Source organism: Pseudoalteromonas sp. ECSMB14103 (genome assembly GCF_000813065.1).
GTDB lineage: Bacteria > Pseudomonadota > Gammaproteobacteria > Enterobacterales > Alteromonadaceae > Pseudoalteromonas > Pseudoalteromonas marina.
This window is the reverse complement of record NZ_JWGY01000001.1, coordinates 277783-303581: the sequence shown is the minus strand read 5'-3', so window position 1 is coordinate 303581 and position 25799 is coordinate 277783. Positions and strand designations below refer to the sequence as shown.

Annotated in this window: 24 protein-coding genes; 6 read left to right on the top strand and 18 right to left on the bottom strand. The window is 40.9% G+C overall.

Annotated elements, in window-relative coordinates:
* Nucleotide 1: 1 nt before the first annotated feature.
* Nucleotides 2-541, top strand: coding sequence for an inosine/xanthosine triphosphatase (yjjX, locus tag RF53_RS01380; RefSeq protein ID WP_006794075.1), 540 nt, complete (start codon nt 2-4; stop codon nt 539-541).
* Between the two features lie 15 nt (nt 542-556).
* Complete coding sequence (gene yjjG, locus RF53_RS01375; protein WP_039036386.1) at nt 557-1231, top strand: pyrimidine 5'-nucleotidase; 675 nt, start codon at nt 557-559, stop codon at nt 1229-1231.
* A gap of 106 nt (nt 1232-1337) precedes the next feature.
* Here the strand turns inward: yjjG and lpxC are convergent, their stop codons facing one another.
* The 16 genes from lpxC to mraZ all read right to left on the bottom strand — a co-directional run bounded on the left by lpxC (nt 1338) and on the right by mraZ (nt 19074).
* Entirely contained in the window at nt 1338-2249 is a 912-nt protein-coding gene (lpxC, locus tag RF53_RS01370; RefSeq protein ID WP_008126813.1) for a UDP-3-O-acyl-N-acetylglucosamine deacetylase, read from the bottom strand.
* A gap of 102 nt (nt 2250-2351) precedes the next feature.
* The gene (gene ftsZ, locus RF53_RS01365) at nt 2352-3596 is read right to left on the bottom strand and encodes a cell division protein FtsZ (protein WP_010555688.1); all 1245 of its coding nucleotides are present in this window, start codon (nt 3594-3596) and stop codon (nt 2352-2354) included.
* Between the two features lie 21 nt (nt 3597-3617).
* A complete protein-coding gene (gene ftsA / locus RF53_RS01360; RefSeq protein ID WP_010555687.1) occupies nt 3618-4850 on the bottom strand; it encodes a cell division protein FtsA in 1233 nt (410 codons plus the stop codon).
* A complete protein-coding gene (locus RF53_RS01355; RefSeq protein ID WP_006792148.1) occupies nt 4847-5626 on the bottom strand; it encodes a cell division protein FtsQ/DivIB in 780 nt (259 codons plus the stop codon). The genes ftsA and RF53_RS01355 overlap by 4 nt, the downstream gene beginning before the upstream one ends.
* 1 nt (nt 5627) lies before the next feature.
* Complete coding sequence (locus tag RF53_RS01350; RefSeq protein WP_010555686.1) at nt 5628-6548, bottom strand: D-alanine--D-alanine ligase; 921 nt, start codon at nt 6546-6548, stop codon at nt 5628-5630.
* A complete protein-coding gene (gene murC, locus RF53_RS01345) occupies nt 6545-7996 on the bottom strand; it encodes a UDP-N-acetylmuramate--L-alanine ligase (protein ID WP_008126805.1) in 1452 nt (483 codons plus the stop codon). Before murC ends, RF53_RS01350 begins: the two co-directional genes overlap by 4 nt.
* Nucleotides 7997-9073: an undecaprenyldiphospho-muramoylpentapeptide beta-N-acetylglucosaminyltransferase gene (gene murG / locus RF53_RS01340; RefSeq protein ID WP_039036385.1), complete on the bottom strand. Its 1077-nt coding sequence runs from the start codon at nt 9071-9073 to the stop codon at nt 7997-7999. It abuts the gene before it with no gap.
* A complete protein-coding gene (gene ftsW, locus RF53_RS01335; protein WP_006792144.1) occupies nt 9070-10245 on the bottom strand; it encodes a cell division protein FtsW in 1176 nt (391 codons plus the stop codon). Before ftsW ends, murG begins: the two co-directional genes overlap by 4 nt.
* Nucleotides 10242-11576 carry a UDP-N-acetylmuramoyl-L-alanine--D-glutamate ligase gene (murD, locus tag RF53_RS01330; RefSeq protein WP_039036384.1) on the bottom strand — a complete coding sequence of 445 codons (1335 nt, stop codon included), beginning with the start codon at nt 11574-11576 and terminating at the stop codon, nt 10242-10244. Before murD ends, ftsW begins: the two co-directional genes overlap by 4 nt.
* A complete protein-coding gene (gene mraY / locus RF53_RS01325; protein ID WP_006792142.1) occupies nt 11577-12659 on the bottom strand; it encodes a phospho-N-acetylmuramoyl-pentapeptide-transferase in 1083 nt (360 codons plus the stop codon).
* Nucleotides 12659-14041: a UDP-N-acetylmuramoyl-tripeptide--D-alanyl-D-alanine ligase gene (locus RF53_RS01320; protein ID WP_033019026.1), complete on the bottom strand. Its 1383-nt coding sequence runs from the start codon at nt 14039-14041 to the stop codon at nt 12659-12661. The genes mraY and RF53_RS01320 overlap by 1 nt, the downstream gene beginning before the upstream one ends.
* On the bottom strand, nt 14038-15516 hold the full coding sequence (gene murE / locus RF53_RS01315; protein ID WP_039036383.1) for a UDP-N-acetylmuramoyl-L-alanyl-D-glutamate--2,6-diaminopimelate ligase: 1479 nt from the start codon (nt 15514-15516) through the stop codon (nt 14038-14040). Before murE ends, RF53_RS01320 begins: the two co-directional genes overlap by 4 nt.
* Nucleotides 15509-17326 carry a penicillin-binding transpeptidase domain-containing protein gene (locus tag RF53_RS01310; RefSeq protein WP_039036382.1) on the bottom strand — a complete coding sequence of 606 codons (1818 nt, stop codon included), beginning with the start codon at nt 17324-17326 and terminating at the stop codon, nt 15509-15511. Before RF53_RS01310 ends, murE begins: the two co-directional genes overlap by 8 nt.
* Nucleotides 17323-17652, bottom strand: coding sequence for a cell division protein FtsL (ftsL, locus tag RF53_RS01305; protein ID WP_006792138.1), 330 nt, complete (start codon nt 17650-17652; stop codon nt 17323-17325). The genes RF53_RS01310 and ftsL overlap by 4 nt, the downstream gene beginning before the upstream one ends.
* Nucleotides 17649-18587 (bottom strand): 16S rRNA (cytosine(1402)-N(4))-methyltransferase RsmH, encoded by a 939-nt coding sequence (rsmH, locus tag RF53_RS01300; RefSeq protein WP_010555681.1) that lies wholly within the window; start codon nt 18585-18587, stop codon nt 17649-17651. Before rsmH ends, ftsL begins: the two co-directional genes overlap by 4 nt.
* Nucleotides 18588-18615: 28 nt before the next feature.
* Nucleotides 18616-19074 (bottom strand): division/cell wall cluster transcriptional repressor MraZ, encoded by a 459-nt coding sequence (gene mraZ / locus RF53_RS01295; protein WP_006792136.1) that lies wholly within the window; start codon nt 19072-19074, stop codon nt 18616-18618.
* Between the two features lie 498 nt (nt 19075-19572).
* On the opposite strand from mraZ, the gene RF53_RS01290 reads away from it, so the two are divergent.
* Genes RF53_RS01290 through RF53_RS01280 form a run of 3 tightly spaced genes read left to right on the top strand, consistent with a single transcriptional unit; the run spans nt 19573 to nt 20617 of the window.
* Nucleotides 19573-19911 (top strand): hypothetical protein, encoded by a 339-nt coding sequence (locus tag RF53_RS01290; RefSeq protein WP_010555679.1) that lies wholly within the window; start codon nt 19573-19575, stop codon nt 19909-19911.
* Nucleotides 19912-19917: 6 nt separating this feature from the next.
* A complete protein-coding gene (locus RF53_RS01285; protein ID WP_008126785.1) occupies nt 19918-20373 on the top strand; it encodes a hypothetical protein in 456 nt (151 codons plus the stop codon).
* A 1-nt stretch (nt 20374) separates the two neighbouring features.
* Entirely contained in the window at nt 20375-20617 is a 243-nt protein-coding gene (locus RF53_RS01280; RefSeq protein ID WP_039036381.1) for a hypothetical protein, read from the top strand.
* 8 nt (nt 20618-20625) lie between these two features.
* Here the strand turns inward: RF53_RS01280 and RF53_RS01275 are convergent, their stop codons facing one another.
* Nucleotides 20626-21597 carry a glutathione S-transferase family protein gene (locus RF53_RS01275; RefSeq protein ID WP_039036788.1) on the bottom strand — a complete coding sequence of 324 codons (972 nt, stop codon included), beginning with the start codon at nt 21595-21597 and terminating at the stop codon, nt 20626-20628.
* A 16-nt stretch (nt 21598-21613) separates the two neighbouring features.
* The gene (locus tag RF53_RS01270; RefSeq protein ID WP_039036380.1) at nt 21614-22459 is read right to left on the bottom strand and encodes a pirin family protein; all 846 of its coding nucleotides are present in this window, start codon (nt 22457-22459) and stop codon (nt 21614-21616) included.
* Nucleotides 22460-22734: 275 nt separating this feature from the next.
* Between RF53_RS01270 and RF53_RS01265 the strand changes: the two genes are divergently transcribed.
* Nucleotides 22735-25746, top strand: a complete 3012-nt coding sequence (locus tag RF53_RS01265) for a bifunctional diguanylate cyclase/phosphodiesterase (protein WP_082014409.1) — start codon at nt 22735-22737, stop codon at nt 25744-25746.
* Nucleotides 25747-25799: the final 53 nt, after the last annotated feature.

The following is a 25799-nucleotide window of genomic DNA, read 5'->3' as shown; positions in this document are numbered from 1 at the left end:
CATGTCATCATTGTTAAAAGTTATAGTTGGATCTAAAAATCCAGTAAAAATAAATGCAGCAAAGCATATTTTTACTATGTACTTTCCAAATAACACCATTGATTGCCTAGGTGTTAACGCTCCTTCAAACGTGCCAGATCAACCTATTGGTGAAGATGAAACACGTATTGGCGCGCAAAACCGTGTTAACTATTGTAAAAAGCACCATCAAGCCGATTACTACGTGGCAATGGAAGGCGGTGCAGAGCAATTTAGCTATGGTGCAGCGACCTTTGCCTATGTAGTTATTGATAACGCCACAGAACAGGTTGTAGGGCGAAGCAGTAACCTTCCATTACCCAATATACTTTTTAAAGCATTACTTAATGGCGAAGAGCTTGGCGATGTAATGGATAAAGCATTTAACACCACAAATATAAAACAAAAAGGCGGCGCCATTGGCCTGCTTACAAATAACCATGCAACACGCGAAAGTACCTATACCCAAGCACTAACTTTGGCCATGGCACCCTTTTTACATAGCGACCTTTATCGCAAATAAAATACAGGAAATTGAATGAAATACAGCTACGTGTTGTTTGATGCAGACGAAACTTTATTTAGGTTTGATATATTAGCCGGTATGACCCGTATGTTTAAAAAATACGGCGTTAACTTTACTAAAGACGATTACATTCACTATCAAAAAACCAATAAACAACTGTGGGTTGATTATCAAAATGGCGTTATTAGCGCTGATTACTTACAGGTAACCCGCTTTAACGAATGGTCAGCAAAATTAAATGTATCCGCTAAAGAGTTAAACGATGCATTTTTAGATGCAATGGCGCAAATTTGTGAGCCATTACCAGGTGCTGTTGAGTTGCTTAATAAATTAAAGCCTCATGCTAGGTTAGGCATCATTACTAATGGCTTTGCTCGCCTGCAAACAGTACGTTTAGAGCATACGGGTTTAAAAGATATGTTTGAATGGTTAGTTATTTCTGAGCTTGTAGGTATAGCAAAACCTAACAAAGCTATTTTTGAACATACCTTCGAACTGATGGGTAACCCAAATAAGAGTCAAATATTAATGGTGGGTGATACCGCATCAAGTGACATACTTGGCGGTAATAATGTAGGTATAGATACATGTTGGTTGCAACACCCTGGTGAACAATTACCAGAAGGAATAACCCCCACTTACACAATAACCAAATTAGAACAGTTACAGGCCATTTTAGGTATTTAATTTTTAAAACTTACTATTTTAAAAAAATAGATACATAGCAAAAAAAATGACGCTAATAAGCGTCATTTTTTGTAACTGTTTTAAGTGTGTACTTTAAAGTGCTTGGTTAGGCTGTTGCTAACTCAAGACCGGGTGCAGGCATCGTTACAGGCGTTTCAAATGTTGCCCACTCCCACGCTGACTCGGTTGCCATTACTTTACGAAGCAACTTATTGTTTAAATCGTGACCCGACTTAAACGCAGTCACCTTACCTAAAATGTTATGGCCTGTCATAAACATGTCACCAACACAGTCTAGTATTTTGTGCTTAACGAACTCATCGCTGTAGCGTAAACCATTTGGGTTTAGTACTTTAAACTCGTCAAGTACTACTGCGCTGTCCATGCTGCCACCTAAAGCAAGGTTATTAGCATGCATGTATTCAATATCTTTCATAAAACCAAAAGTACGAGCACGGCTAATTTCTTCAGTAAAGCTTTGAGCGGTGATGTCTAAACCAACACGCTGACGACTTTCGTTAATAGCCGGGTGATCAAAAGCGATTTCAAAGTCGATGTGAAAACCGTCGTACGGTTCTACTTCGGCCCATTTGTCACCTTCTTCAATACGTACTTTTTCTTTAATACGAATAAAGCGTTTAGCGGCATTTTGCTCTTCAATGCCGCCTTTTTGTAATAAATAAATGAATGGTAATGCACTACCATCCATAATTGGCACTTCTGAGCTGTCTAATTCTACAATTAGGTTATCAATCCCCATTGCTGCAACTGCAGCAATTAGGTGCTCAGTAGTTGATAAACGAACGCCATCTTTGTTAATTAAACAGGTACACAACTGCGTATCGCCAACGGCTTCAGGTGTTGTTTCAAATTCAACAACCGGATCAAGGTCGACACGACGAAATACAATCCCAGTATTTGCGCTCGCAGGTCGGAGAGTTATTGTGACCTTCTCACCTTTATGAAGTCCAATTCCTATGGCTTTGACTACTTCTGCAATCGTACGCTGTTTAATCATAGGTTCGCTCACTTAAATTTATTACAGTTAGACGGCGGATAGTAACATATATACGCGCGCCTTACAATATTCGCTCAATTTACCAGCAAAATAACGTTTTTATTAGTCTGCTTGTTTGCGTAAAAATGCAGGGATGTCAAAGTAATCACCACCCTCTGATTTATCCGCTTTTTTACTCGTTTGTGACGACGAGCTTGCTGTATTGCTAGAACTTGCTGAACTCGCTTTTTCTGCGCTTTCAGTTTGTGCTTTAGCTGCACTTTCATCGGTGCTGTCTTGGCTTGCAAAGCTAGGCACATACATGCTGCTTGCTTGGTTAGACGTGTTTGCAACATCAGAACCCGAAGCCTTTTTAAAACCGTTATCAACAATACCAAACTGTGGACGACGATCGCCGCCTAAACCCGTTGCAACTACAGTTACACGTAACTCGTCGCTCATTTCAGGATCAATTACCGCACCCACAACAACCGTTGCGTTCTCAGAGGCAAGTGCCTTAACGTGGTTACCTACTATTTCGAATTCTTCAATCGCAATATCCATACCCGCGGTGATATTAACTAAGATACCTTTGGCACCTGTTAAATCAACGTCTTCTAATAATGGGCTTGAAATAGCAGCTTCTGCGGCTTCTTGTGCACGATCAGGACCCGACGCAGATGCAGTACCCATCATAGCAGTACCCATAGCAGACATAACAGTTCGTACGTCAGCGAAATCCACGTTAATTAAACCAGATCGCGTAATGAGTTCTGCAATACCTTGTACCGCACCAAATAATACGTCATTAGCTTTAGCAAATGCATCTAGAAGTGTAGTGCCTTTGCCTAAAACTTTAAGTAATTTATTGTTCGGAATTGTAATAAGCGAGTCTACAATTTCTGACAACTCGCTGATACCTTGTTCAGCTGCCGCTGCACGCTTCTTACCTTCAAAGTCGAAAGGACGCGTCACTACCGCAACAGTTAAAATACCCAGCTCTTTAGCAATTTTAGCAACCACAGGCGCAGCCCCTGTACCTGTACCGCCGCCCATGCCCGCTGCGATAAATACCATGTCGGCACCTTCAAGGCTTGCACGAATAGTCTCTGCATCTTCTTCAGCCGATTCGCGGCCTACTTCAGGGTTTGCACCCGCACCTAACCCAGAGGTTATTTGTGTGCCTAATTGAACTGTTACGTCAGCAGCAGAATTTCGTAATGCTTGCGCATCTGTATTAGCGGCAATAAAGCGCACGCCTTCGATTTGCTGTTTTACCATGTGCTCAACAGCGTTACCGCCGCCGCCGCCCACGCCAATTACTTTTATTACAGCTTCTTCGCTGTGTTGTTCCATTATATCAAACATGTTCACTCTCCGACTTGAGTCTTAAAACTCGCCTTGAAACCATTTAGTAATGCGGTTCCACCAATTATTGTTATCCTCTGCTTTCGACTTTTGTGCATTCATCGATTGCATGGTGCGCCCGTATTGTAACAAACCAACAGCGGTTGCGTACGAAGGATCATCTACGTAGTCTGTTAAACCAACCATCCCGATTGGTTTACCTATTCTTACTGGCATTTGAAAAATGTCTTCCGCCACTTCCATTGCACCAGTCATTTTGGCAGTTCCGCCTGTTATAACGAGACCTGCCGCAATTTGGTCTTCTAAACCTGAACGACGAATTTCTTCCATCGCAAGTTCAAATAATTCTCTGAAACGAGGTTCTACCACCTCTGATAATGTATGACGTGACATTAATCTTGCAGGGCGCCCGCCTACACTTGGTACTTCAATAGTGTCTTCACTGCTTGCCAATTGGCTGCTTGCACATGCGTATTGTACTTTGAGTGACTCTGCATGCGATATAGGTGTACGAAATATTTTTGCAATATCACCCGTTACCTGATTACCCGCCACAGGGATTACTGCTGAATGACGCAGCGCACCGTTGATATAAATAGTGATGTCCATTGTACCACCACCAATATCGAGTACCGCGACTCCAAGCTCTTTTTCATCATCTGTGAGAACTGAATAACAAGAAGCCAATGCTGTAAATATCAATTGGTCGACTTCAAGGCCACAACGCTCAACACATTTTTCTATGTTTTTAGCCATGTCGTTAGAGCAGGTAATAATGTGAGCACGTGCCTCCATACGCACACCACTCATGCCTAATGGGTTTTTAATCCCTTCTTGCATGTCTATGCTGTACTCTTGCGGTAGTGCATGCAGCATTTTACGTTCAGCTGAAATAGGCACAGAACGCGCAATGTGAATCACATTTTCAATATCTTCGTCTGTTACTTCAGTATTATTGATAGCAACAACACCGCTTTCGTTCTGGCATTGAATATGTTTACCAGAAATCCCCAAGTACACTGAACTAATTCGACAATCTGCCATTAATTCGGCTTCGTCTATAGCGCGGCGAATAGACTCAGACACTAAGTTTAAATCGTTAACGCCACCTTTATCCATACCATGGGATACTTGGCTGCCCACACCAACAATGCTGAGCTTGTTATCTGCGGTGATTTCACCTACCGTGGCTACCACTTTCGAGGTACCAACGTCTAATCCAATCACGAGGTTTCTTTCTGCTGACTTAGTCATGCCTTACTCTTATTTTGTAATTGTTCTTCTTGCACTGGCTTAAAGCTCACTGCAAGGCCGGTATCATACCGTAAATCGACTGCATCTATCTGTGCTTTTTCTGGATATTCCATACGTGGGTAAACGTCTATAAAACGTTGTACACGCTTGGCTTTATCCCTACGCCCTAAATTTAAGCGCACCCCGCTATCAAGCCAAAGCTGCCAAGAAAAACGCTCTGATAACGCTAAACTTTTAAGCGTTAACGCGTTTACTTTAAGCATTTCGTCAAACTGCTTAAAGGCAATCCATGCTTCTTGTTCGCTCCCTTCTGGGCCAAATAACTGAGGTAAATCTTTACTTAACTTATCGCTGCGAGCTTGAAAAGCCTCACCGTTGTTATTAATTAACAAGTCACTATTCCAATGCGCAACCGCCTCGTGTTCAACAACGTAAACCTGAATCGTATCAGGCCATTGTTTTCGCACCGATACAGTGGCCACCCAAGGTAGATTTTGCACTAGCTGTTGTACATGTTTTACATCAAGCTCAAAAAAACTACTTAAATCCGCTTTTTTTATTGCTGTTATTATTGCGGTTTCATCTGTGTATTTAGGATGCCCTTGCACCGTTAAGTGCTTTATTTGTGCATCTTTATTTTTTACTAACCAATCAGATACACCCGTTGTAATTTGCACTAAGCCAATAATAACAACTAAAAAAAAGCTCACGCCAAAAATCAGCGACCAATTTAGGTTCTGTTTGATTTTATGAGCTTTTTCTAAAAGGGGATGCATATTAAAGCGTTTGCTCCAAAATGCGAACAACTAATTGCTCAAAACTTGCCCCATTTGCTTTAGCTGCCATAGGCACTAATGATTTTTCTGTCATTCCGGGTACAGTATTAACCTCTAATAAATAAAAGTTGCCTTGCTCATCTTGCATTGCATCTACGCGGCCCCAACCGCTTGCGCCAACTAAGTCAAACGCTTCTAACGACATAGCCTGTAATTGCTGCGTATCGTGCGCCGATAAATTGGCTGGGCAATGATACTGCGTAGTATTTGATTGATACTTTGCCTGATAATCGTAAAAGCCATTTGGCGTTGTCATTTCAATTACGGGCTGTACTTCATCACCTAAAACAGTCACTGTAAATTCACGACCCGTTATCCACTGCTCAACCAACACTTGGCTATCAAACTTAAATGCATTGATTAATGCATCTTCAAGTTCTTGCGCAGTAGTTGCCTGTGCCATACCAATGCTCGACCCTTCATGAGAAGGCTTAACCATCACTTTTTTAAATTCAGCCATGATAGCGTGTGCATCAAAACCTTTTTTAGCATCTACAACGGCATAAGGCGCGGTGCTTAAGCCTGCTGATTTAAACAAGTGCTTACAACGAATTTTATCCATTGCCAGCGCTGAACCCAGTACGTTACTGCCGGTGTAAGGTAAGTTCATAAACTCTAGTGCACCTTGAACAGTTCCGTCCTCACCACCTCGGCCATGTAGTGCAATAAAAACACGATCTACATTTAACTCTTTGAGTTCCCACAATGACCGATTTTGAGGATCGAATGCAATCGCATCTACACCGCAATTTTGTAATGCATTAAAAACAGCCTGACCCGACTTTAATGACACTTCACGCTCTGCTGAGTTACCACCAAGCATTACCGCTACTTTACCAAATTGTGCATTTACTTGGGTCATACTTCACCTTGTTTTAATTTTTCTATCGACATGCCTGTTGCTGCTAACGTTTTTACTAACTGACCTATATTACCCGCACCTTGGGTCAATACTAAGTCATTATTTTGCAGGTTATCTGCTAATACACCCGCAAGCTCTTTACTTGATGCTACATGCAATGGCTCTTTGCCACGTTGACGAAGACTTCGACATAAACTTTTACTATCAGCGCCCACTATAGGCTCTTCGCCTGCGCCATAAACATCTAACAATAAAAGCTGATCTACATCGGCAAGTACTTTTACAAAGTCTTCATATAAATCACGAGTACGACTATAACGATGCGGCTGATAAATCATTACTAAGCGTTTATCGGGCCACCCCTCGCGTACTGCCGCAATAGTTGCTGCAACCTCTGAAGGGTGATGACCGTAATCATCCACTAACATTATATTGCCGCGTTCGTTTTCAAATTCGCCGTAGTGTTGAAAACGACGGCCAATACCTTCAAACTTTTGTAATGCTTCTAAAATTGCTTGGTTAGCAATATTTTGATCTTTTGCTACTGCAATCGCTGCAGTTGCATTTAATGCGTTATGTTTACCTGGCATATTTAGCGTTGCCGTTAAACACTCACCTTGTTTATTGGTTACCGTAAACGTACACGTATTAGCTGACTGGCTAAAATCACTCATACGATAATCAGCCGTTGGCGACTCGCCATAGGTAATAATAGGACGCCCAAAACGAGGAATTAGTTCGGCGGCTACCTCAGAGTCGATACATACAACAGCCAGACCATAAAATGGCAGGTTATGTATAAAATCGACATAAGTGTCTTTCATTTTTTCAAGGCTGCCACCGTATGTATCCATGTGATCTTCTTCAATATTAGTGATCACCGATACCATAGGTTGTAAGTGTAAAAACGACGCATCACTCTCATCAGCTTCTGCAATTAAAAAATCGCTTTTACCCACTTTAGCGTTACTGCCTGCACTATTTAATAAACCACCAATAATGAAGGTTGGATCGAGCCCAGCTTGTGCATAAATGCTGGCAATTAAACTTGTTGTTGTGGTTTTACCGTGTGTACCTGCAATGGCAATGCCATGGCGAAAACGCATTAATTCAGCTAGCATTTCAGCACGACGCACAACAGGAATTCTTGCAGCTTTTGCGGCAATTATTTCAGGGTTAGTTTCGTCAATAGCACTTGAAACTACCACCACATTGGCATCTTTTACGTTGTTTTCGTGATGACCAATGAATACTTCTGCACCCGCTTTAATCAAGCGATCTGTCATCGCACTATGCGCAATATCAGACCCTGTAATACGGTAACCTTCAAAAGCGAGCACCTCGGCAATACCGCCCATACCCGCTCCACCGATACCAATAAAGTGAATGGTTTCTATTCGACGCATTGCAGGTCGTATACTTTTGTTTTGTACTGATGCTTCTTTCACTTACGCTCTCTTATTTGATACTTGCTCACAGTGCGCGGCTACGCTTGCTGTGGCATCTAAAATGGCTTGTTTTTTTGCGTTATTAGCCATTTTATTAATTAAACTAGGGTTTACTAAGTAAGGGGTTAATAGCGCAACAATCGATTGCTCATTAAATACACTTTGCTGCATGAGTAACGCTCCATCTGCCTCAACCAAATATTGGGCGTTAGCCGTTTGATGGTCGTCAACTGCATGAGGAAACGGCACAAACACAGCCATTTTTCCCGCTGCTGCAATTTCACTTACCGTTAGCGCACCAGCTCGGCAGATAACAATATCAGCCCAAGCATACGCTGCATCCATGTCATCGATAAATTCCGCAACTTTTACATTATCGCTTTCGAACATGTGCGTTTTGTATGTTTGCTCAACGTTGTTTAAATGTCCTTTACCTGTCTGGTGCCATACATTTATTGCACTAGTTTTGTTAAGCGCTTTAAATGCACTTGGAAGTGTTTGGTTTAGTACCTGAGCCCCTAACGACCCTCCTACAACCAACATATTAACCGGTGTTGAAACGTCACGCGTTGCTATGTCTATTACACTTTGACGAACTGGATTGCCGACAAGTTCGGCTTGTCCTGCATCAAAAGCGCTTGGAAAAGCCGCTAAAACCCGATTAGCAAATCGTGAAAGCCATCGGTTACTCATGCCAGCAACCGCATTCTGTTCATGAATAACTAACGGAATACCTAAACTTTTTGCAGCAATACCTGTTGGTCCAGTTACGTATCCTCCCATGGCAAGAACAACATCTGGACGTTGATTTTTCAATACCTTACGCGCTTGCAATATTGCATTAATAACCATGAATGGCGCTTTAACAAGGCGTTTTAATCCGTTGCCACGCACGCCTTTTACATTAATAAAATCAATTTCTATATTGTGCTTAGGAACAACGCTTGCTTCCATTCTATCGGGTGTGCCAATCCAAGTAACTTGCCACCCCTGTGCTTTTAAGTAATCAGCAACTGCAATACCTGGAAATATATGCCCGCCAGTTCCACCAGCGACTACAACACACTTTTTACTCATCGTTTACCTCCGCCTGAGGTCGCTTGCTTAGTTGCCATTTTAGTTTCAAAATCAACGCGTAATAATATTCCGGTTGCTATGGTCATAATCATCAAACTAGAACCACCATAAGAAATAAACGGTAATGTAAGACCTTTCGTCGGTAAAATCCCCGCACTTGCCCCTACATTCACCATGGTTTGAAACGCAAACCAAATACCTATTGCAAAGGCAAAGTAGCCTTCGTATTCTTTACCGCACTTTAAGGCTTGCTGGCCAATTAATAGTGCTCTAAATACTAAAGTGGCGAGCACCATTAAAATGCTTACCACGCCAACTAAACCAAGCTCTTCGCCAATAACCGCAAAAATAAAATCATTGTGTGCTTCAGGAAGGTATTGCAACTTTTGCACGCTATTACCTAACCCTTGGCCAAACCATCCACCTTGGCTGTACGCCATTAACGATTGAACGAGCTGGTACCCTTTTCCGAATGGGTCGTCCCAAGGGTCTAAAAAGCCAACAACACGCGCCATACGATAAGGCTCAACAATAATCAACAAAACAACCAAGCCAATCCCGGTTAAAATAAGGACAAAAAACTGCCATAGTTTTGCGCCCGCTAAAAACAATAAGCCAACTGTTGTTACAAACATAACAACTACGGTGCCTAAATCAGGCTGCAACAAAATAAGCAATGCATACACAGCAAACACTGCAATAGGCTTTGCAAAGCCTTTGATGTTCTCTTGTACTTCTTCACGCTTTCGGACCAAGTAACCCGCTATATAACTAAAAAAGTACAATTTAGCGGCTTCAGCCACCTGAAAACCAATAGGTCCAATTGGGATCCAACGCTTGGCACCATTAACCTCGCGGCCAATAATTAATACAGCAATGAGCAATACCATGCCCAGTATCAATAAATATGCATTTGAGCGTTTCCACCAATCCATTGGCACACAAACCGTGATCCAAAAAAGAACAAACGCAACGGCCAAAAACATCCCATGACGAATAGCAATATGATGTGAGTTATCAAAAAGGCGCTCTGCCGTGGGCATAGACGCACTCATCACCATAATAAAGCCAACACCAATTAGCATTAGCATTGAATAAAGCAAAGGCACATCATAAAGCTGCGGCGAAGGTTTTGGTGTTAATGTGTCTTTTATTTGTGCAAGCGCAATCATATGTTATCCGCCAAAACACACTTAACAAAGTCATCACCACGTTGCATATAGTTGTTATACATATCAATGCTTGCACATGCTGGCGCTAATAAAACTACATTACCCGGCGAACTAAGCTGCTTAGCTAAATTAACCGCCTCACTCATGTTATTTGTTAAATGGCTTTTGCTGCTCAGAGCCACTAGCTTTTTGGCATCTTTACCAAAACAGATCAGCGCTTTTACATGCTTTTGTAAGTAAGGTTTAAGCGGGTTTAAATCAGCGCCTTTTGCATCGCCTCCCGCTATCACAATTAAGTTTTGAGTTTCTGTGGCCAAACTGTCTATGGCTGCTATGGTAGCGCCTACATTTGTTGCCTTTGAATCGTTAAAGTATTTAACGCCATGTTGCCGAGTAACAAATTGGCAGCGATGAGCCAATCCGCTAAACTCATTTAGTGCCTTTTTATAAGCCTCTTTACTAATATTAAAGGGGCTTAGTAACGCCATAACCGCAAGCGTATTTAAATAATTGTGCTTACCTACAACAGCAAGTGTATCAACAGGTAAAAACGCTTCATTGTTAGCGAAAAAATACGTACTGCTATTATGCTGCCCTAAATAATATTCACCCTGTTGAGTACCAAAACCAATTTTAGCCGTAGCACTGCTACTGGACGGATGCGTTTGTTTGTCATCTTCATTAACAACAAGACATTGTGTACCGTTGTAAATAGATAGCTTTGAATCTATATATGCTTGGTAGCTATCGTAACGATCTAAATGATCTTCAGATACATTTAACACCGTTGCACTCACCGATTTTAAGCTTGTTGTGGTATCTAATTGAAAGCTCGAAAGCTCAAGCACATAAACATCAAAGTCGTCATTGAGTAAATCAAGTACTGCGGTACCAATATTGCCGCCAAGTGCTACATTAAAGCCAGCCGCTTTTAACACGTCATAGGCTAAAGTCACTACGGTTGATTTACCATTTGAGCCAGTCACTGCCACTACAGGTTTAGTATTAATGCGCGCAAATAGCTCAACATCACCTATGACTTCAACACCCGAATTAATAGCACTCGCAATGGCAGGCGTTTTAAGGCTTAACCCAGGGCTTACAATAATCATATCACTGCTATTAAGCCCAGCAGCATCTAAGCTGCCAAAGTGTGTATTTAAACTAGGCGCATGACTGCTCAGCCATTCAATCCCTGGGGGATTTGCTCGGCTGTCGACAACCTTTGGCGTTAAACCGTGAGATAGTAAAAAACGCACAATGCCCAAACCGGTTACACCGAGTCCGAGCACTGTTATTTGTTTATTCTTTATCTCGTTTAAATATTGCATTTATCTTATCTTTAATGTCGCAAGACCTGCGAGAACCAACACAATAGATATAATCCAAAAACGCACAATAACGCGCGGCTCTGGCCAACCTTTTAATTCGTAATGATGGTGAATAGGCGCCATTCTAAAAATTCGTTGCCCTCGTAACTTATACGAGCCCACTTGTAAAATCACCGACAACGCCTCCATTACAAAGACACCGCCCATGATAATAAGTAGAAGTTCTTGACGAACCAGCACTGCAATAATCCCCAGCGCTCCACCTAATGCTAATGAGCCTACATCACCCATGAATACTTGCGCCGGGTAGGTGTTAAACCATAAAAACCCAAGCCCTGCACCAACAATGGCAGTACATACAACCACAAGCTCACTGGCTAATGGCAAATGAGGAATATGTAAATAAGCAGAAAAATTAATATTACCGGTTAAGTAAGCAATTATGGCAAGTGCCGCCGCAACTAAAATAGTCGGTACAATAGCGAGACCATCTAGACCATCAGTCAGGTTTACAGCATTTGATGTTCCAACCAATGCAAAATAGGTAATAACAATGTAAAACAAGCCTAACTGCGGTAAAACATCTTTAAAAAACGGCACAACTAAAGACGTTTCTGCAGCTTGCGTACTTGTAAAGTACAATGCAGTTGCAACCACAAGTGCAATTACTGACTGCCAAAAGTACTTCCATTTCGCTATAAGCCCTTTTGGATCTTTACGGATAACTTTTCGGTAATCATCGATAAAGCCGACAATTCCCAGTGAGCCAATTACAAATAACGTTGCCCACACATACTTATTGGAGAGATCGGCCCACAATAAGGTACTTGTAAAAATTGCCGCTAAAATAAGCAGGCCACCCATAGTTGGCGTACCCGATTTTGATAAGTGTGATTGTGGGCCATCATCGCGTACTGTTTGCCCAATTTGCATTTTTTGCAAACCACGAATTAGCTTTGGCCCTAAATACAGAGACATAATGAGCGCAGTTAAAATCCCCAAAATAGCCCGCAGTGTTAAATACGAAAAAACATTAAAACCACTAAAATACTGTGTTAAATACTCAGCCAGCCAAACTAACATTATGATACTCCATTGATGGCTTGTTGCTGGCCATTAACTAAATCGGTTACTAATAATTCCATGCGAGAACTGCGTGATCCTTTCACGACGATGGTCGTTTTTTTATTTACTTGATTAATTGTGGCTTGAATTTGTTGCTGCATCTGGTCACGGTTTGAGAAGTGACGATTCGCAAGCGCAAATACATCGCTTGCACACTTACTCAACACACCTAGAGTAAATAGCTCATCAATGCCTTTTTCAAGCGCATATTCGCCAACTTCTTGATGGTATTTACGTGCGTCTTCACCAAGCTCACCCATATCACCCAGCGCTAAAATACGATGCCCTTGCATATCACTCAGTAAGTCAATCGCAGCCTTAACCGATTTAACATTGGCATTGTAAGTATCATCAACCACGGTGAGCATGTCAGACACTTCTATTAAGTTTACGCGCCCTTTTACATCGCCCATCGTCGCCAATGCATGAGCAATATCATCTAAAGTGACATCAAGCTCGCTTGTCAGTGCAGCTGCAATAAGCGCATTGCTGATATTATGTTTGCCTGGTAATGCGAGAGTAACAGGTACCTTTTTTTGTTTTGTACATAACGTAAAGCTTGCACGTGCATTAGCATCTAAGCTTATATCTTCAGCCCAAATATCGAGTTTTTCAGAGGTTGAAAAGCGCTTTATGTTGCGCCCTTCAAGTTTATCTAGCCAATATTGACTAAACTCACTGTCGCAATTAATTATGGCTACGCCATTTTCTTTAAGGCCATCAAAAATTTCGCCTTTTGCTTTGGCCACGCCCATCAAGCTACCAAAACCTTCTAAGTGGGCTGGTGCTACATTACACACTACCGCTACATCAGGTTTAGCCATTGCCGTTGTGTATGCAATTTCACCTAAATGATTTGCACCCAGCTCTATTACTGCAAAACGGTGTTGTGGCTCTAAACGCAACAACGTTAGCGGTACGCCAATATCGTTATTAAAATTACCTTTGGTTGCCAGCACATCGCCATGCACAGATAAAATAGCCGCGCACATTTCTTTTACGGTGGTTTTACCCACACTGCCCGTAATAGCGATTGTTTTAGGTGCCACTTGCGCCATAACAGCTGTACCAATTGCGCCTAATGCTATACGCGTGTCATTTACTATAAACTGGGCAATATCAACATCGACTTTATGATCGACAATAACGCCTATCGCGCCTTTTTGTTTTGCCTCAGCTATAAATTTATGGCCATCAAAATTTGGCCCTTTAAGTGCTAAAAACACTTCACCTTCGCATACTGTGCGAGTATCTGTATTTATGTTGAGCACTTGCTGATTATCACCCTGATAATCGGTTGTTAACACATTGGCTAACCAATCAAAATCCATCGGGATCATGCTTGAGTCCCTCTATCTGTTTTTATTAATTGTTCTTGTACAAACTGGCGATCGCAAAAGTCGATACGTTCATCGCCTATAATTTGATAATCTTCGTGGCCTTTTCCCGCAATTAACACCACTTCATTAGAAGCTGCATTATTAATTGCATAACTAATTGCTGACGCTCTATCAGCTTCTAAATGTGCGCTTTGAGGTGCAGCTAAACCTGAAGCTACCTCTGCAATAATCATATTTGGATCTTCTGAGCGTGGGTTATCGCTGGTAATAATCACTTTGTTAGCATTTTTTTCAGCAGCTTGGGCCATTAATACGCGCTTCCCCTTGTCCCTGTCACCACCACAGCCAAATACACAGCTCACGCCACCTGGCACATGTTTTTGCAATGCTTGTAATGCTAAAGCTAATGCTTCTGGCGTATGCGCATAATCAACTACGCAAGTTGGTTTACCAGCAACATTAAATGCTTGCATTCGTCCTGCTACTGGCTGAAGTTGTTGGCAACCTGCAATAAGTTGCTCTAGGGGATAACCTAAACCCAATAACGTGGCTAAAGCAGCTGTTAAGTTATAAAGATTAAATTCACCAAACAGCGGCGATTTTACCTTAATATCACCCCAGCTTGTAGATAATTGCGCCGAAATACCTTCAGCCGAATAATCAACATCTGAAAAGTACACATACTGTGCATTTTTAGGCGCTAAATTTTTTCGTCCGTAGCAAATTAAATTATTAAAATCGTATTTTTCAAGCCACTGCTCTGCTTGGTTGTCATCTTGGTTTAGTACAACAAGCTGTGGGTCAAAATCACGAAATAGCATGAGTTTTGCATCACCATAACTCGCCATATCACCATGGTAATCTAAGTGATCGCGAGAAAGGTTAGTAAATACAGCAGCTTTAAACTGGCACTGTGCAACACGGTGCTGCACAAGTCCGTGCGACGACACCTCCATTGCCACCAGCTTTTTATCTGCTTGATGTAAATCGCTCAATATATGTTGTAAATCGACTGCTGAAGGCGTGGTGTTTATGAGCGGCGTTAAATTATCTGGATGACCAAAACCAAGCGTACCAATAATTGCTGACTGCGTATTACAATACTGCGCTAAATGAGCAATCATAGCCGTGGTAGTCGATTTACCGTTTGTACCGGTTACACCAATTAAATCAAGGTTATGGCTCGGTTTATCGTAAAAACGACTAGCAAGTTCAGCCAACTTTTTATCAAGCTCAGACACTAAATAAAGTGACTCAAATGCAACATCAAACTCGCACAGTCTGTCGGCAATAACTGCGACAGCACCCTTTTCAATTGCTTTAGCTATAAACTGCCCGCCATCTAGCTCATGGCCTTTTATTGCTACAAATACATCGCCTGGGTTGACGTCTCGGCTATCTAATCGCAAATGACTTACAAGCTGCGATGGTGCATCTATTTCTATGTATTTTAAAATGCTTTTTAAATCACGCATCGTTCTTTTTACCTTTTACGTACGCAACTTCTTCCTTGTCGGGTGCGACGTTTAATATTCTTAATGCGTTAGAAACGATTTCTGCAAATGCAGGGCCTGCAGTGGCACCTCCATAGTACACATCACCACCAGGTTCATTGATCATTACTACCACAGCTAAACGTGGATTACTTGCTGGTGCAACACCTGCAAAATAACCAACATATTCATCACCGTAACCACCTACTGCGGCTTTTTTAGAAGTACCCGTTTTACCCGCTGCACGGTAACCATCAACTTTAACGTTATGTGCTGTGCCACCACTTTCAAATACGCTTTCCATCATGTTTACTACAGCTTCAACATCTTGCTGTTGAAAAACACGATCCCCTTCAGGAATAGAATCTTGCTTTAGTACAGTGAGCGGTCTGTTGACACCTCCCGCGCCTAACATGGCATAGAAGCGAGCCATTTGCGCAGTACTAACAGCAATATTGTAACCAAATGACAATGCAGCAATTTCGTGATCAGACCAACGACGATTAGGGTAAAATAAACCACTGCTTTCACCTACCATACCCGTGCCAGAGTCAGATCCGAATCCGACCTTTTGGAATAAACCCACCAGGTAGTCTTTTGGAACCAACTGAGTAACCTTAGTCACCCCCATATTTGACGAATATTTTAGTATTTCTCGTAGTGACATTTCACCATGGTTACGCGTATCTTGGACTAAACTTCCCCCTAAACGCATCCAACCTGGGTAGGTGTCAATTTGTTCATCGGCTTGAATTGCGCCGTAGTCTAGCCCAGCTAAAATGGCCAGTGGCTTAACGGTTGAACCCGGTTCGAACAAATCAGTAATAGCGCGATTTCTGCGTTTATGAGGAGCCGCATCGGTTAGATTATTTGGATTGAAAGACGGGCTATTAACCATTGCTAATACTTCACCGGTTTTAACATCAACCACCATGGCTGAACCCGATGTAGCCTTATAAGATAAAACCGCTGACTTTACAGCTTTATAAGCAATAGCCTGAATACGTTGATCAATACTTAGTTGAATACTTTCGGGCTCTACACGTTCTCGCTCATCTAGCACTTGCACTTCACGGCCTTGGGCGTCTTTTCTTATAGTTCGACGACCTTCTTCACCGGTTAAAGCATTTTCATAGAGCTTTTCAATACCTTCAATGCCTTTACCATCGATGTTGGTAAAACCAATAATATGCGCGGTCACTTCGCCAGCCGGATAGTAACGCTTAGACTCATCCAATAAATGAATACCAGGAAGACGCAAGCCACCAATATAATCGGCTACTGCAGGGGTTACTTGGCGTTTTAAATAAACAAAACGACGACTCGGATCATTTAAAAGTCGGGAGTTAATTTTTGCCTGATCAATACGTAATACATCAGCTAATTCGCGCCAACGTAAATCGTTTTTATAATACTGTGCGGTGCGTTTGTTTAGCTCTACTGCATTATCTAACAGCGCTTGTTTGTCTTCACCATTTTTTCGCGCTTGTCTAACAACTTTAGATACCAGTGATTTATGTAAAGCTTTAGGGTCAGCATACACACTCACAACGGGTACACTAACCGCGAGCTCTTTGCCATTGCGGTCAAAGATCATTCCGCGTTGCACATGAAGTTTTTCAACGCGTACTGTACGTTTGTCACTTTCCGAACGTGCTTTATCAGGTTCAATTACTTGTAAATAGGCGGCACGAGACACTAGCGTCACAAACACCAAAAACACAACCGAACACACCAGCATAAAGCGCCATGTGATTAAGTTGTTAACTGGTTTTTTGCCTCGATTTCTCATTTTACTATAATTACCTGTTCATCCTGACTCGTCGGTCTTTTCATTTTTAATTGCGAGGTTGCTACTTCTTCAATACGCGCATGCTGAGAGTAAAACTCCTCCTCAACTAGTAAGTACCGCCACTCTAAATCAAGCTCATCTCGTTCCTGCAGTAGTTTATCTTGTTCAATTAATTGCCCGCGCGCTAAATGCGTGACTTGCACTACGCTAAAGCCAGAAACAAATATCGTAACCAACAAGGCCAAGGTGAGCTTATTAGCACCAAGGCCTTTAATTATTTCGAAAAATAAATTGGGAGGTTGACGATGATTTGCTTTTGTATTCATCCCAACCTCTGAGCAATCCTAAGTACAGAGCTTCGTGAACGCGGATTGCGCGCTACTTCTTCAGTGCTTGGTTTAATAGCTTTACCCACTGCTTTTAACGTCAGATTTTGATTTATTTGTGCATCGGTTAAAGGCAGACCTCTGGGTAATGCTTCTCCCTTACTCTGTTTTCTAATAAATTGTTTTACTATGCGATCTTCAAGTGAATGAAACGAAATGACCACTAGGCGACCGCCCGGCTTTAATACTTTTACGGCCGATTGCAGCGCCGTTTGTATTTCTTCAAGTTCGCTGTTTATATAAATACGAATAGCCTGAAAAGTGCGCGTTGCGGGGTGTTTAAACTTATCTTTCACTGGTACGGCTTCATCAACTAAATCAGCAAGCTGCTTAGTTGTTGTAATGGGTGTGTGCTCTCGAGTTTCTAAAATTTTATGTGCAATACGCTTACCGAACTTTTCTTCACCCAACTTTTTAATGACGTGGGTGATATCATCTAACTCAGCTTCTGCCAACCACTGAGCAGCACTTCGGCCGCTTGTTGGATCCATGCGCATATCAAGCGGGCCATCTTTCATAAAACTAAAACCGCGCTCAGCATCATCAAGTTGTGGAGATGACACACCAATATCTAATAAAATGCCATCCACTTTACCAATGAGATCGTTTTGCTCAGCTACATCGTAGAGTTTTGAAAATCGAGTGTGTGCTATAGCAAAGCGGGAGTCATCTGCAAATTTTTCAGCCGACTTTATAGCCTGTGGATCTTGGTCTATTGCCTGTAAGCGTCCTGCATCGCCTAAACGAGCTAGTATTTGACCTGAATGACCGCCTCGTCCAAATGTGCCATCCATATATATGCCGTCTGGCTTAATTGCTAGGGCATCAATGGTTTCGTCCATCAAAACAGATACGTGTTCAAATTGCGCTGTCATTAGCTATTGTTTGCCTTTTTTTGTGCCGTTAAAGTGTAAAGTTATCTAAATCTGAATTAGGCTCAAAATCACCTAGCCTCTCAAGCTCAGTGTCTTGGCGCATTTGCTCGTTCCAACGCGCTTCATCCCAGATTTCAAATTTATTCATTAACCCAACTAGCATTATTTTTTTACCAAGGTCTGCATGCGCACGTAACGACGGCGCTAACAAAATCCGACCATTTTTATCAAGTTGATACTCTGTCGCATTGCCTAACAACATGCGTTGCATTCGACGGGCGCGTGGATTCATATTGGAAATTTTAGCTAAGCGACTTTCTATTTCTTGCCATTCAGCCAATGGATACAACCACAAGCAGGGCTCATTTAACGCGACGGTACAAATCACTGTTCCCTGATCTTCAGATAGCAGCGATTCTCGGTACTTGGTCGGCACCGCAAAACGTCCTTTATCATCCAAACTCAGTGAACTCGCGCCACGGAACATAATTAGCCTGCTTTAAATTATTTTAATCAGCTATTAATCTATGCTGATCCAGTTTGATCCACTAAAAACCACTTTTTACCACAGTGCTCCAGTTTAGGGCTTGACAAGCCTTTTTGTCAAGTAAGCTGACCTCCTTTGACGAGTCTCTAAGCTAGAAAAAATAAGGGTTCAGGCGAAGCGGTTGAATTACGTGGGAAAAAGTGGAGATACAAACAAAAAAATATTTTTATCCATTTTAATAACTTTTTGTTTACATGGTTTGATTACTGAATAAACAGTGAATAATTACAATTTTCTAGCGGGTTTTACTCACTTTGTAATATTTACTTATATCGGCAGTAAGAGTTACTACATCGTTTTTATTATATATTAAAAACGCTTCACCAATAAAATATAATAACAAATAAAATCAACACTTTATAAAAAAATCACAGTCTGGTTTAATTGTTGCTTTAACTAATACACTACTTGAATACTTTTACTCATTAAGGATTGATTATGGCTACTGCTACGACGACTAAACAAAATACGACTACAGATATTAAGTCTGACACTAAAGCACAAACGACTGATGCCCCACTGACAGAAAAAGCAACATCAGCTGCTCACGATGCTGTTGATGCACTGTCTACAAAAGCAGCAACAGCTGAAAGTAGCGTGAGAAAAGGTGCATCTAGTTCTGCTGAGGCACTGAGCGAAAAGCAATTAATTGCTCGCGAAAAGCTGAGTGAGTGCACAGCTAAAACACGTGCCTTCGCATCTGAAAATCCTCTAGCTACAGCAGGGATTGCATTTGCAGCGGGTATGTTAATTACTTCATTGTTCCGTCGTAAGTAAAACCTGATGGAAAATTTCCACTCGAGCACTACCAAGGATGGTAAAGCGCAAAACCAAACGACTGATCAACAGTATCAAAAGGACGATTGGCAAGATCATATTGCAAAACTCTTAACGTATTCAAAACAGCTCAAGGATGATTATCATACTCAAGGAAAGATCACCCACCAGCTTGCAAAGGCTGAATGGCGCTTATCGTTAAGATCGCTTGCATTGATCTCTATATTTTTAGGCTGTTTTGCCAGTGGTTTGGTTTTGTTGTGGGCGGGCGTATTAGGTGCGGCAGGTTATGCGATATACGACCTATTTGGTTCTGTGTGGGTAAGTATTGCAACCGTTACACTATTACAGGTCGCATGCTTATTTTGGCTATGGAAAAGCGTTGCGTATTTAAGCAACAAAATAGGCTTTAGCAAAACCCTTAAAAGCATTAAACAATTATTAAACTTACAAGGACATTAATATGTTAGTTGATATATTGATTAAAAACCCTGATGCAAACGTAAAAGCACTGACTAAACAAATGGATTTACAAAGCGAGCTTAAGCGACAACACCAAGCCGCGTTTGTATATCGATTAAAGCGTTTTGCAGCCAGTAAAGTAGGCTTAAGCAGCGCATTTATAGCTGGCGTTGCCGTTCAATCCGGTAGAAGTGAAACCAGCCTTATAAGAAAATACGGCTGGCTAATTAGGTTAATTGGTTAGCTGGTTAACTATGCCCTGCCATGTGCTTGCAAATAATTTATTTCTGGCCCTTTTGGTACAATCTGAGTGGGATTAATCATAGTGTGGCTAAAATAGTAATGCCGCTTAATATGATAGAAATCAACCGTATTTGCAACCCCCTCAACTTGGTACAAATCCCTTAAGTATCCACTCAACGAAGGGGAACTCTCAATTGTGCGCAAATTGCATTTAAAATGCCCTACATACACACAATCAAATCTAATTAACGTTGTAAATAATCGCCAATCTGCTTCCGTAATTTTGTCGCCCGCAAGGTAGCGTTTTTTACTCAGTATTTTTTCAACTTTGTCTAGAGCTGTAAACACATCGTCGAATGCTTGTTCGTAAGCGTGCGTTGCCGTTGCAAATCCAGCTCGGTAAACACCGTTATTAATATTTGGGTAAACTAACGCATTAAGTTCATCGATTTCACTACGAAGTGATTCAGGGTAGTAATCGTCTTTATTACCTGTTATTTCATTAAACGCACTATTAAACATGCGTATTATATCGGCAGATTCATTACTAACTATCTTGTTTTGTTTTTTGTCCCACAACACAGGAACAGTTACTCGCCCTGAGTAATTAGAATTATTTTTAGTATAAACTTGGTGTAAGTAATCACTAGCAAATAAGGCATCACCCGTGCTGTGGTTATTTTGATCAAACTCCCAGCCATTAGCCAACATGTCAGGGCTTACAATCGATACAGAAATAAGTTCATCAAGCTTTTTTAACGTACGGAAAATAAGTGTGCGGTGTGCCCAAGGGCACGCTAACGAAACATATAAATGATAACGCCCAGCCTCAGCTTTAAAACCACCTTCGCCAGTTTCACCTGCGCTACCGTCTGACGTGATCCAATTTCGTAATTGCGCTGCCTCACGCTCAAACTTTCCGTCGCTTGAATCTGTGTCATACCATTTATCTTGCCATTGACCATTAACAAGTAATCCCATTATTTGCTCCTCAAAATTAAATAAGTGTGCCAAATTGACCATTTTGGTAATCATGAACGGCTTGCTGTATTTCGGCTTGTGTTGTCATAACAAATGGCCCCATGTGTGCAATGGGTTGCTTGAGCGGATCACCCGCTAAAATTAATACACCTGCACCATGTTGCGTTGCTATATCAATATCGCTACCTTGCTCTAAAATTAGTAACTTACCCGCCTTTAATGTTTGATTATCTGGCGCGATAAGGGATCCCGAATGTATGTAAAGCATCACATTTTGTTGTTTTAAAGGAGCAAGCTTTAGCTGCTTACCAGCAGGTAAATTTACATCGGCTAAAGCGGCATTTGCAGAGAGCTTTTGAATACTTGATGTTAATTCAACTGCCTCAAATTGCCATGAACCAGCAAGGGCAGTTAATGTAACACCATTTTCATTTTTAAAAGTTGGAGCTGGGCTTTGCGTTGTATCTTGATAAATGGGATCGCGCATTTTTTCTTTGCTTGGCATATTGATCCAAATTTGAAAACCATGGAGTCCGTCTTTGGCATCAGGCAGAGGCATTTCGCTATGAATCACTCCATTGCCTGTACTCATCCATTGCACATCGCCTGCTCTGATCGCTTTTTTATTACCCATTTGATCTTTGTGCTCAAATCCTCCTTTAATAATATAAGTAAACGTTTCCATACCTCGGTGCGGATGCGCAGGAAAACCGCCCATATAATCAGCCTCGTTATCTGACTTGAGCTCATCGATCATTAAAAACGGGTCAAGGTATTTACCATCGAATCCAGGGATACGGCTTATATTGACACCGTCACCATCTTGAGTTGCATAGGACGTTAATATTTTTGCTATATTCATTTTTTAAATCACTATCTGAAATATTATCTATACTTATTTAAGCACTGATAAAACCAAACAACCATGTCTTTATATCGCGCTAACCATTCGTTTTTTTAGAATGATTTGATAGTAAAATATTTTTTCATAACAACTTATAAAATATGGTTTTTTTATATTTTATTGACTACAATCACCATTAAATTTACTCAAAAAAGGGACAGAGTATTTTAACCTCATCGCTCAAAAGTCAATTTTATAGGTTACTAATCATTATTAGTATCCCGGGCATTCTTGTGACATTTTTAGCCCTATGGGCAGAACGTGAGGCTGCAATTGAAAAAAGCGAAGAAAAAGTCGTTAATATTGCTAAGCATTTAACCCACCAACAAACAGCAATGATTGGAGAAACTGAGCAACTCACTCGGTTTTTAGCAAACACAATTGCTGCAAAACCTAAACTTCCGGACACGTGCCCTGGCTATTTTTACCAAATACAAGAGCTCTACACAAACGTTGCCAATATTGGTGTAGTTGATGACAAAGGAAACTTAATTTGTGTAACCAATGGCATAGTAAAAAATGTGTCTATTAGTGATAGGCAATACTTTAAAAATGCCATAGCAAATAAAAGCTTTTCAATTGGGTATTTTCAATACGACAGAAGCATTCAAGCACCCAGTGTTAACTTTGCTCACCCTATTATTGATAAGCAAGAGCAATTAAAGGGCGTTGTTGTTACAGTGATTGCACTTGACTGGTGGAGTGCAGCTTTAGACAAAGCCGAATTCCCAATTGGTTCGAACGCTGTTATTGCTGATTCTAATGGCCTTGTACTGGCAAGTTACCCAAACTCATTGCTACCTTTAGGGGAAAAAATTAACAACAAACACTTTTTACATGGCGATAGCTCATTAGCTATGTTTAAAGACGATAACAACGTCAATCAAATCTTTCACCGAGCAACTATTTATAATGACATTAATAACAATAATTTAGAAATTTACATCACATCGCCCACTGATAAATATATTGTTCGAGCCAATAAGCACTTTTTAGAAACTATTATTTTATTTTTTAGCGCTATTTTAATTATTGCTTTTATTGGCCACCATTTAATTAAAAAAAGTATTTTTTACCCTATTGAAAAACTCTCCCAAGCAACCGACCTATTAGCACAAGGCAATATGCCCGCTCATAAAATAAAACCTAATAGTCCTGAATTATCAGCTTTGTATACTCGCTTTGAAGCCATGGCTGAAACACGTTTGCAAACAGAAGCCGATTTAAAAAACAAACACGACGAGTTGACTGGGTTACTAAATGCCCTCCCCGATATGTACCTTAGGTTAAATAACCTAGGTAAGGTACTTAATATTAGTGGCACTATTATCCCGCTATTCGCCGCAAGCAGTAAACTGCCTGAAAAATTATTAGATATTTTACCAACCGACATCACTGAACAAATTTTAAATGAAGCATCTACTCGCAAAGATGTCATCACATTTGATTTTAAAATAAGTACAGGCATAAGCACTCATTACTTTGAAGCTCATATCAATCACCTTGAAAAGAACGATGAGTTAATACTTGTGCTGCGTGATATCAGCCAACGAAAAGTAAATGAAGACTCGCTTCACTTAGCATCTCTTGTTTACGGCAATAGTAGTGAAAGTATGGCAATTACAGATGCCAACGGTATTATTTTTGATGTAAACCCTGCCTTTTGTGAAACAACACAATATTCTAAAGACGAAGTAATTGGCCACTCTACCCGCATACTTTCTTCAGGGGAGCACTCAAAAGAGTTTTATGAAAAAATTTGGGCATCAATAAATGCCACTGGCCGCTGGCAAGGCGAAATTATAAACCGTAAAAAAAATGGGGTACTATTTACTGAGTGGCTAAATATAGACACTGTTTACGATGAAAATAACAAACCTGCACGCCGAATAGCTATCTTCACTGATTTAACTGAAAAAATTCAAGCAAATAAAACAATTTGGCGACAAGCTCACTTCGATCATTTGACCGATTTACCAAATCGATTAGAGCTTAAAAAGCGACTAAATAAACAGTTTTCTAATGCTAATAATGAAAGCTTTGTTGTGATGCTTTTAGATATTGATCATTTTAAAGATATTAACGATACTTTAGGCCACCACTATGGAGACAACCTATTAAAAGTGGTGTCGCAGCGTATTGTCAATTCAGCTAAAAATGCCGAATTTGTTGCGCGTATTGGTGGTGATGAATTTGTTATTGTTTTTAATCATATTAAAAGTACTCGCCATATAAACCAGATTGCTAGCAATATTTTACAAAGCTTATCGTCTGCGCTACATGTTGAAAATGAAGAAGTATTTATAAGTGCCAGCATGGGTATAGCCTGTGCGCCCGAAGATGGTGAAAACACCGAGCAGCTATTAAAAGCAGCCGATCAGGCAATGTATAAGGCTAAAAATAATGGCCGTAATGGCTTTGAATTTTTCTCTCGTGATATGAGAGAGCAAGCACAAGCTCGTATGGTGTTACTCAAAGACTTGCGCTGTGCAATAGAATATAACCAGTTCGAATTATTTTATCAGCCTATTGTGTCGCTAAACGATCTACATATACACAAGGCCGAAGGCTTAATACGCTGGCAACACCCACAAAAAGGGTTAATAAGCCCTATCGCGTTTATTCCACTTGCTGAAGAAACAAGACAAATTAATGCCATTGGCCAATTTGTATTTTCCCAAGCAATAGAAACACTCACCGATATAAAAAAATTGACTGATGACGATTTTCAAATAAGTGTAAACGTCTCCCCTGTACAATTATCTACTGCTAATAGTGGTATTGATGATTGGTATGCCATGCTTGATGCCGCTAAAATTTCCCCCTCTTCTATTGTTGCTGAAATAACAGAAGGCTTAATGGTTAACCCTGAGGAACTGACGCAAAAGCGCCTCAAACACATTGTGAAATCAGGGATGCAACTGGCGCTTGACGATTTTGGTACAGGCTACTCATCGCTTGCCTACTTACAGGAAATGGATACTGACTACTTAAAAATTGATAAACGCTTTGTTGATAATATTAAAGCTGATAGCCAAGAACTATCGTTGTGTGAAGCAATTATTGTAATGGCTCACCAGCTTGGTTTAAAAGTAATAGCAGAAGGCATTGAAACACCTTTACAATACCAGCTACTAACTGAGGCTGGTTGTGATTATGGGCAAGGTTACTTATTTTCCAAGCCTTTAAATAAAAGCGACTTTATGGACCTTATTGCTGAGAAAAAAGTAATTCTTTCAAAGTAAACTTACCGTGATTAATGAATTTTGTTAGGGCTGGGTTAAAACATAAATTAATC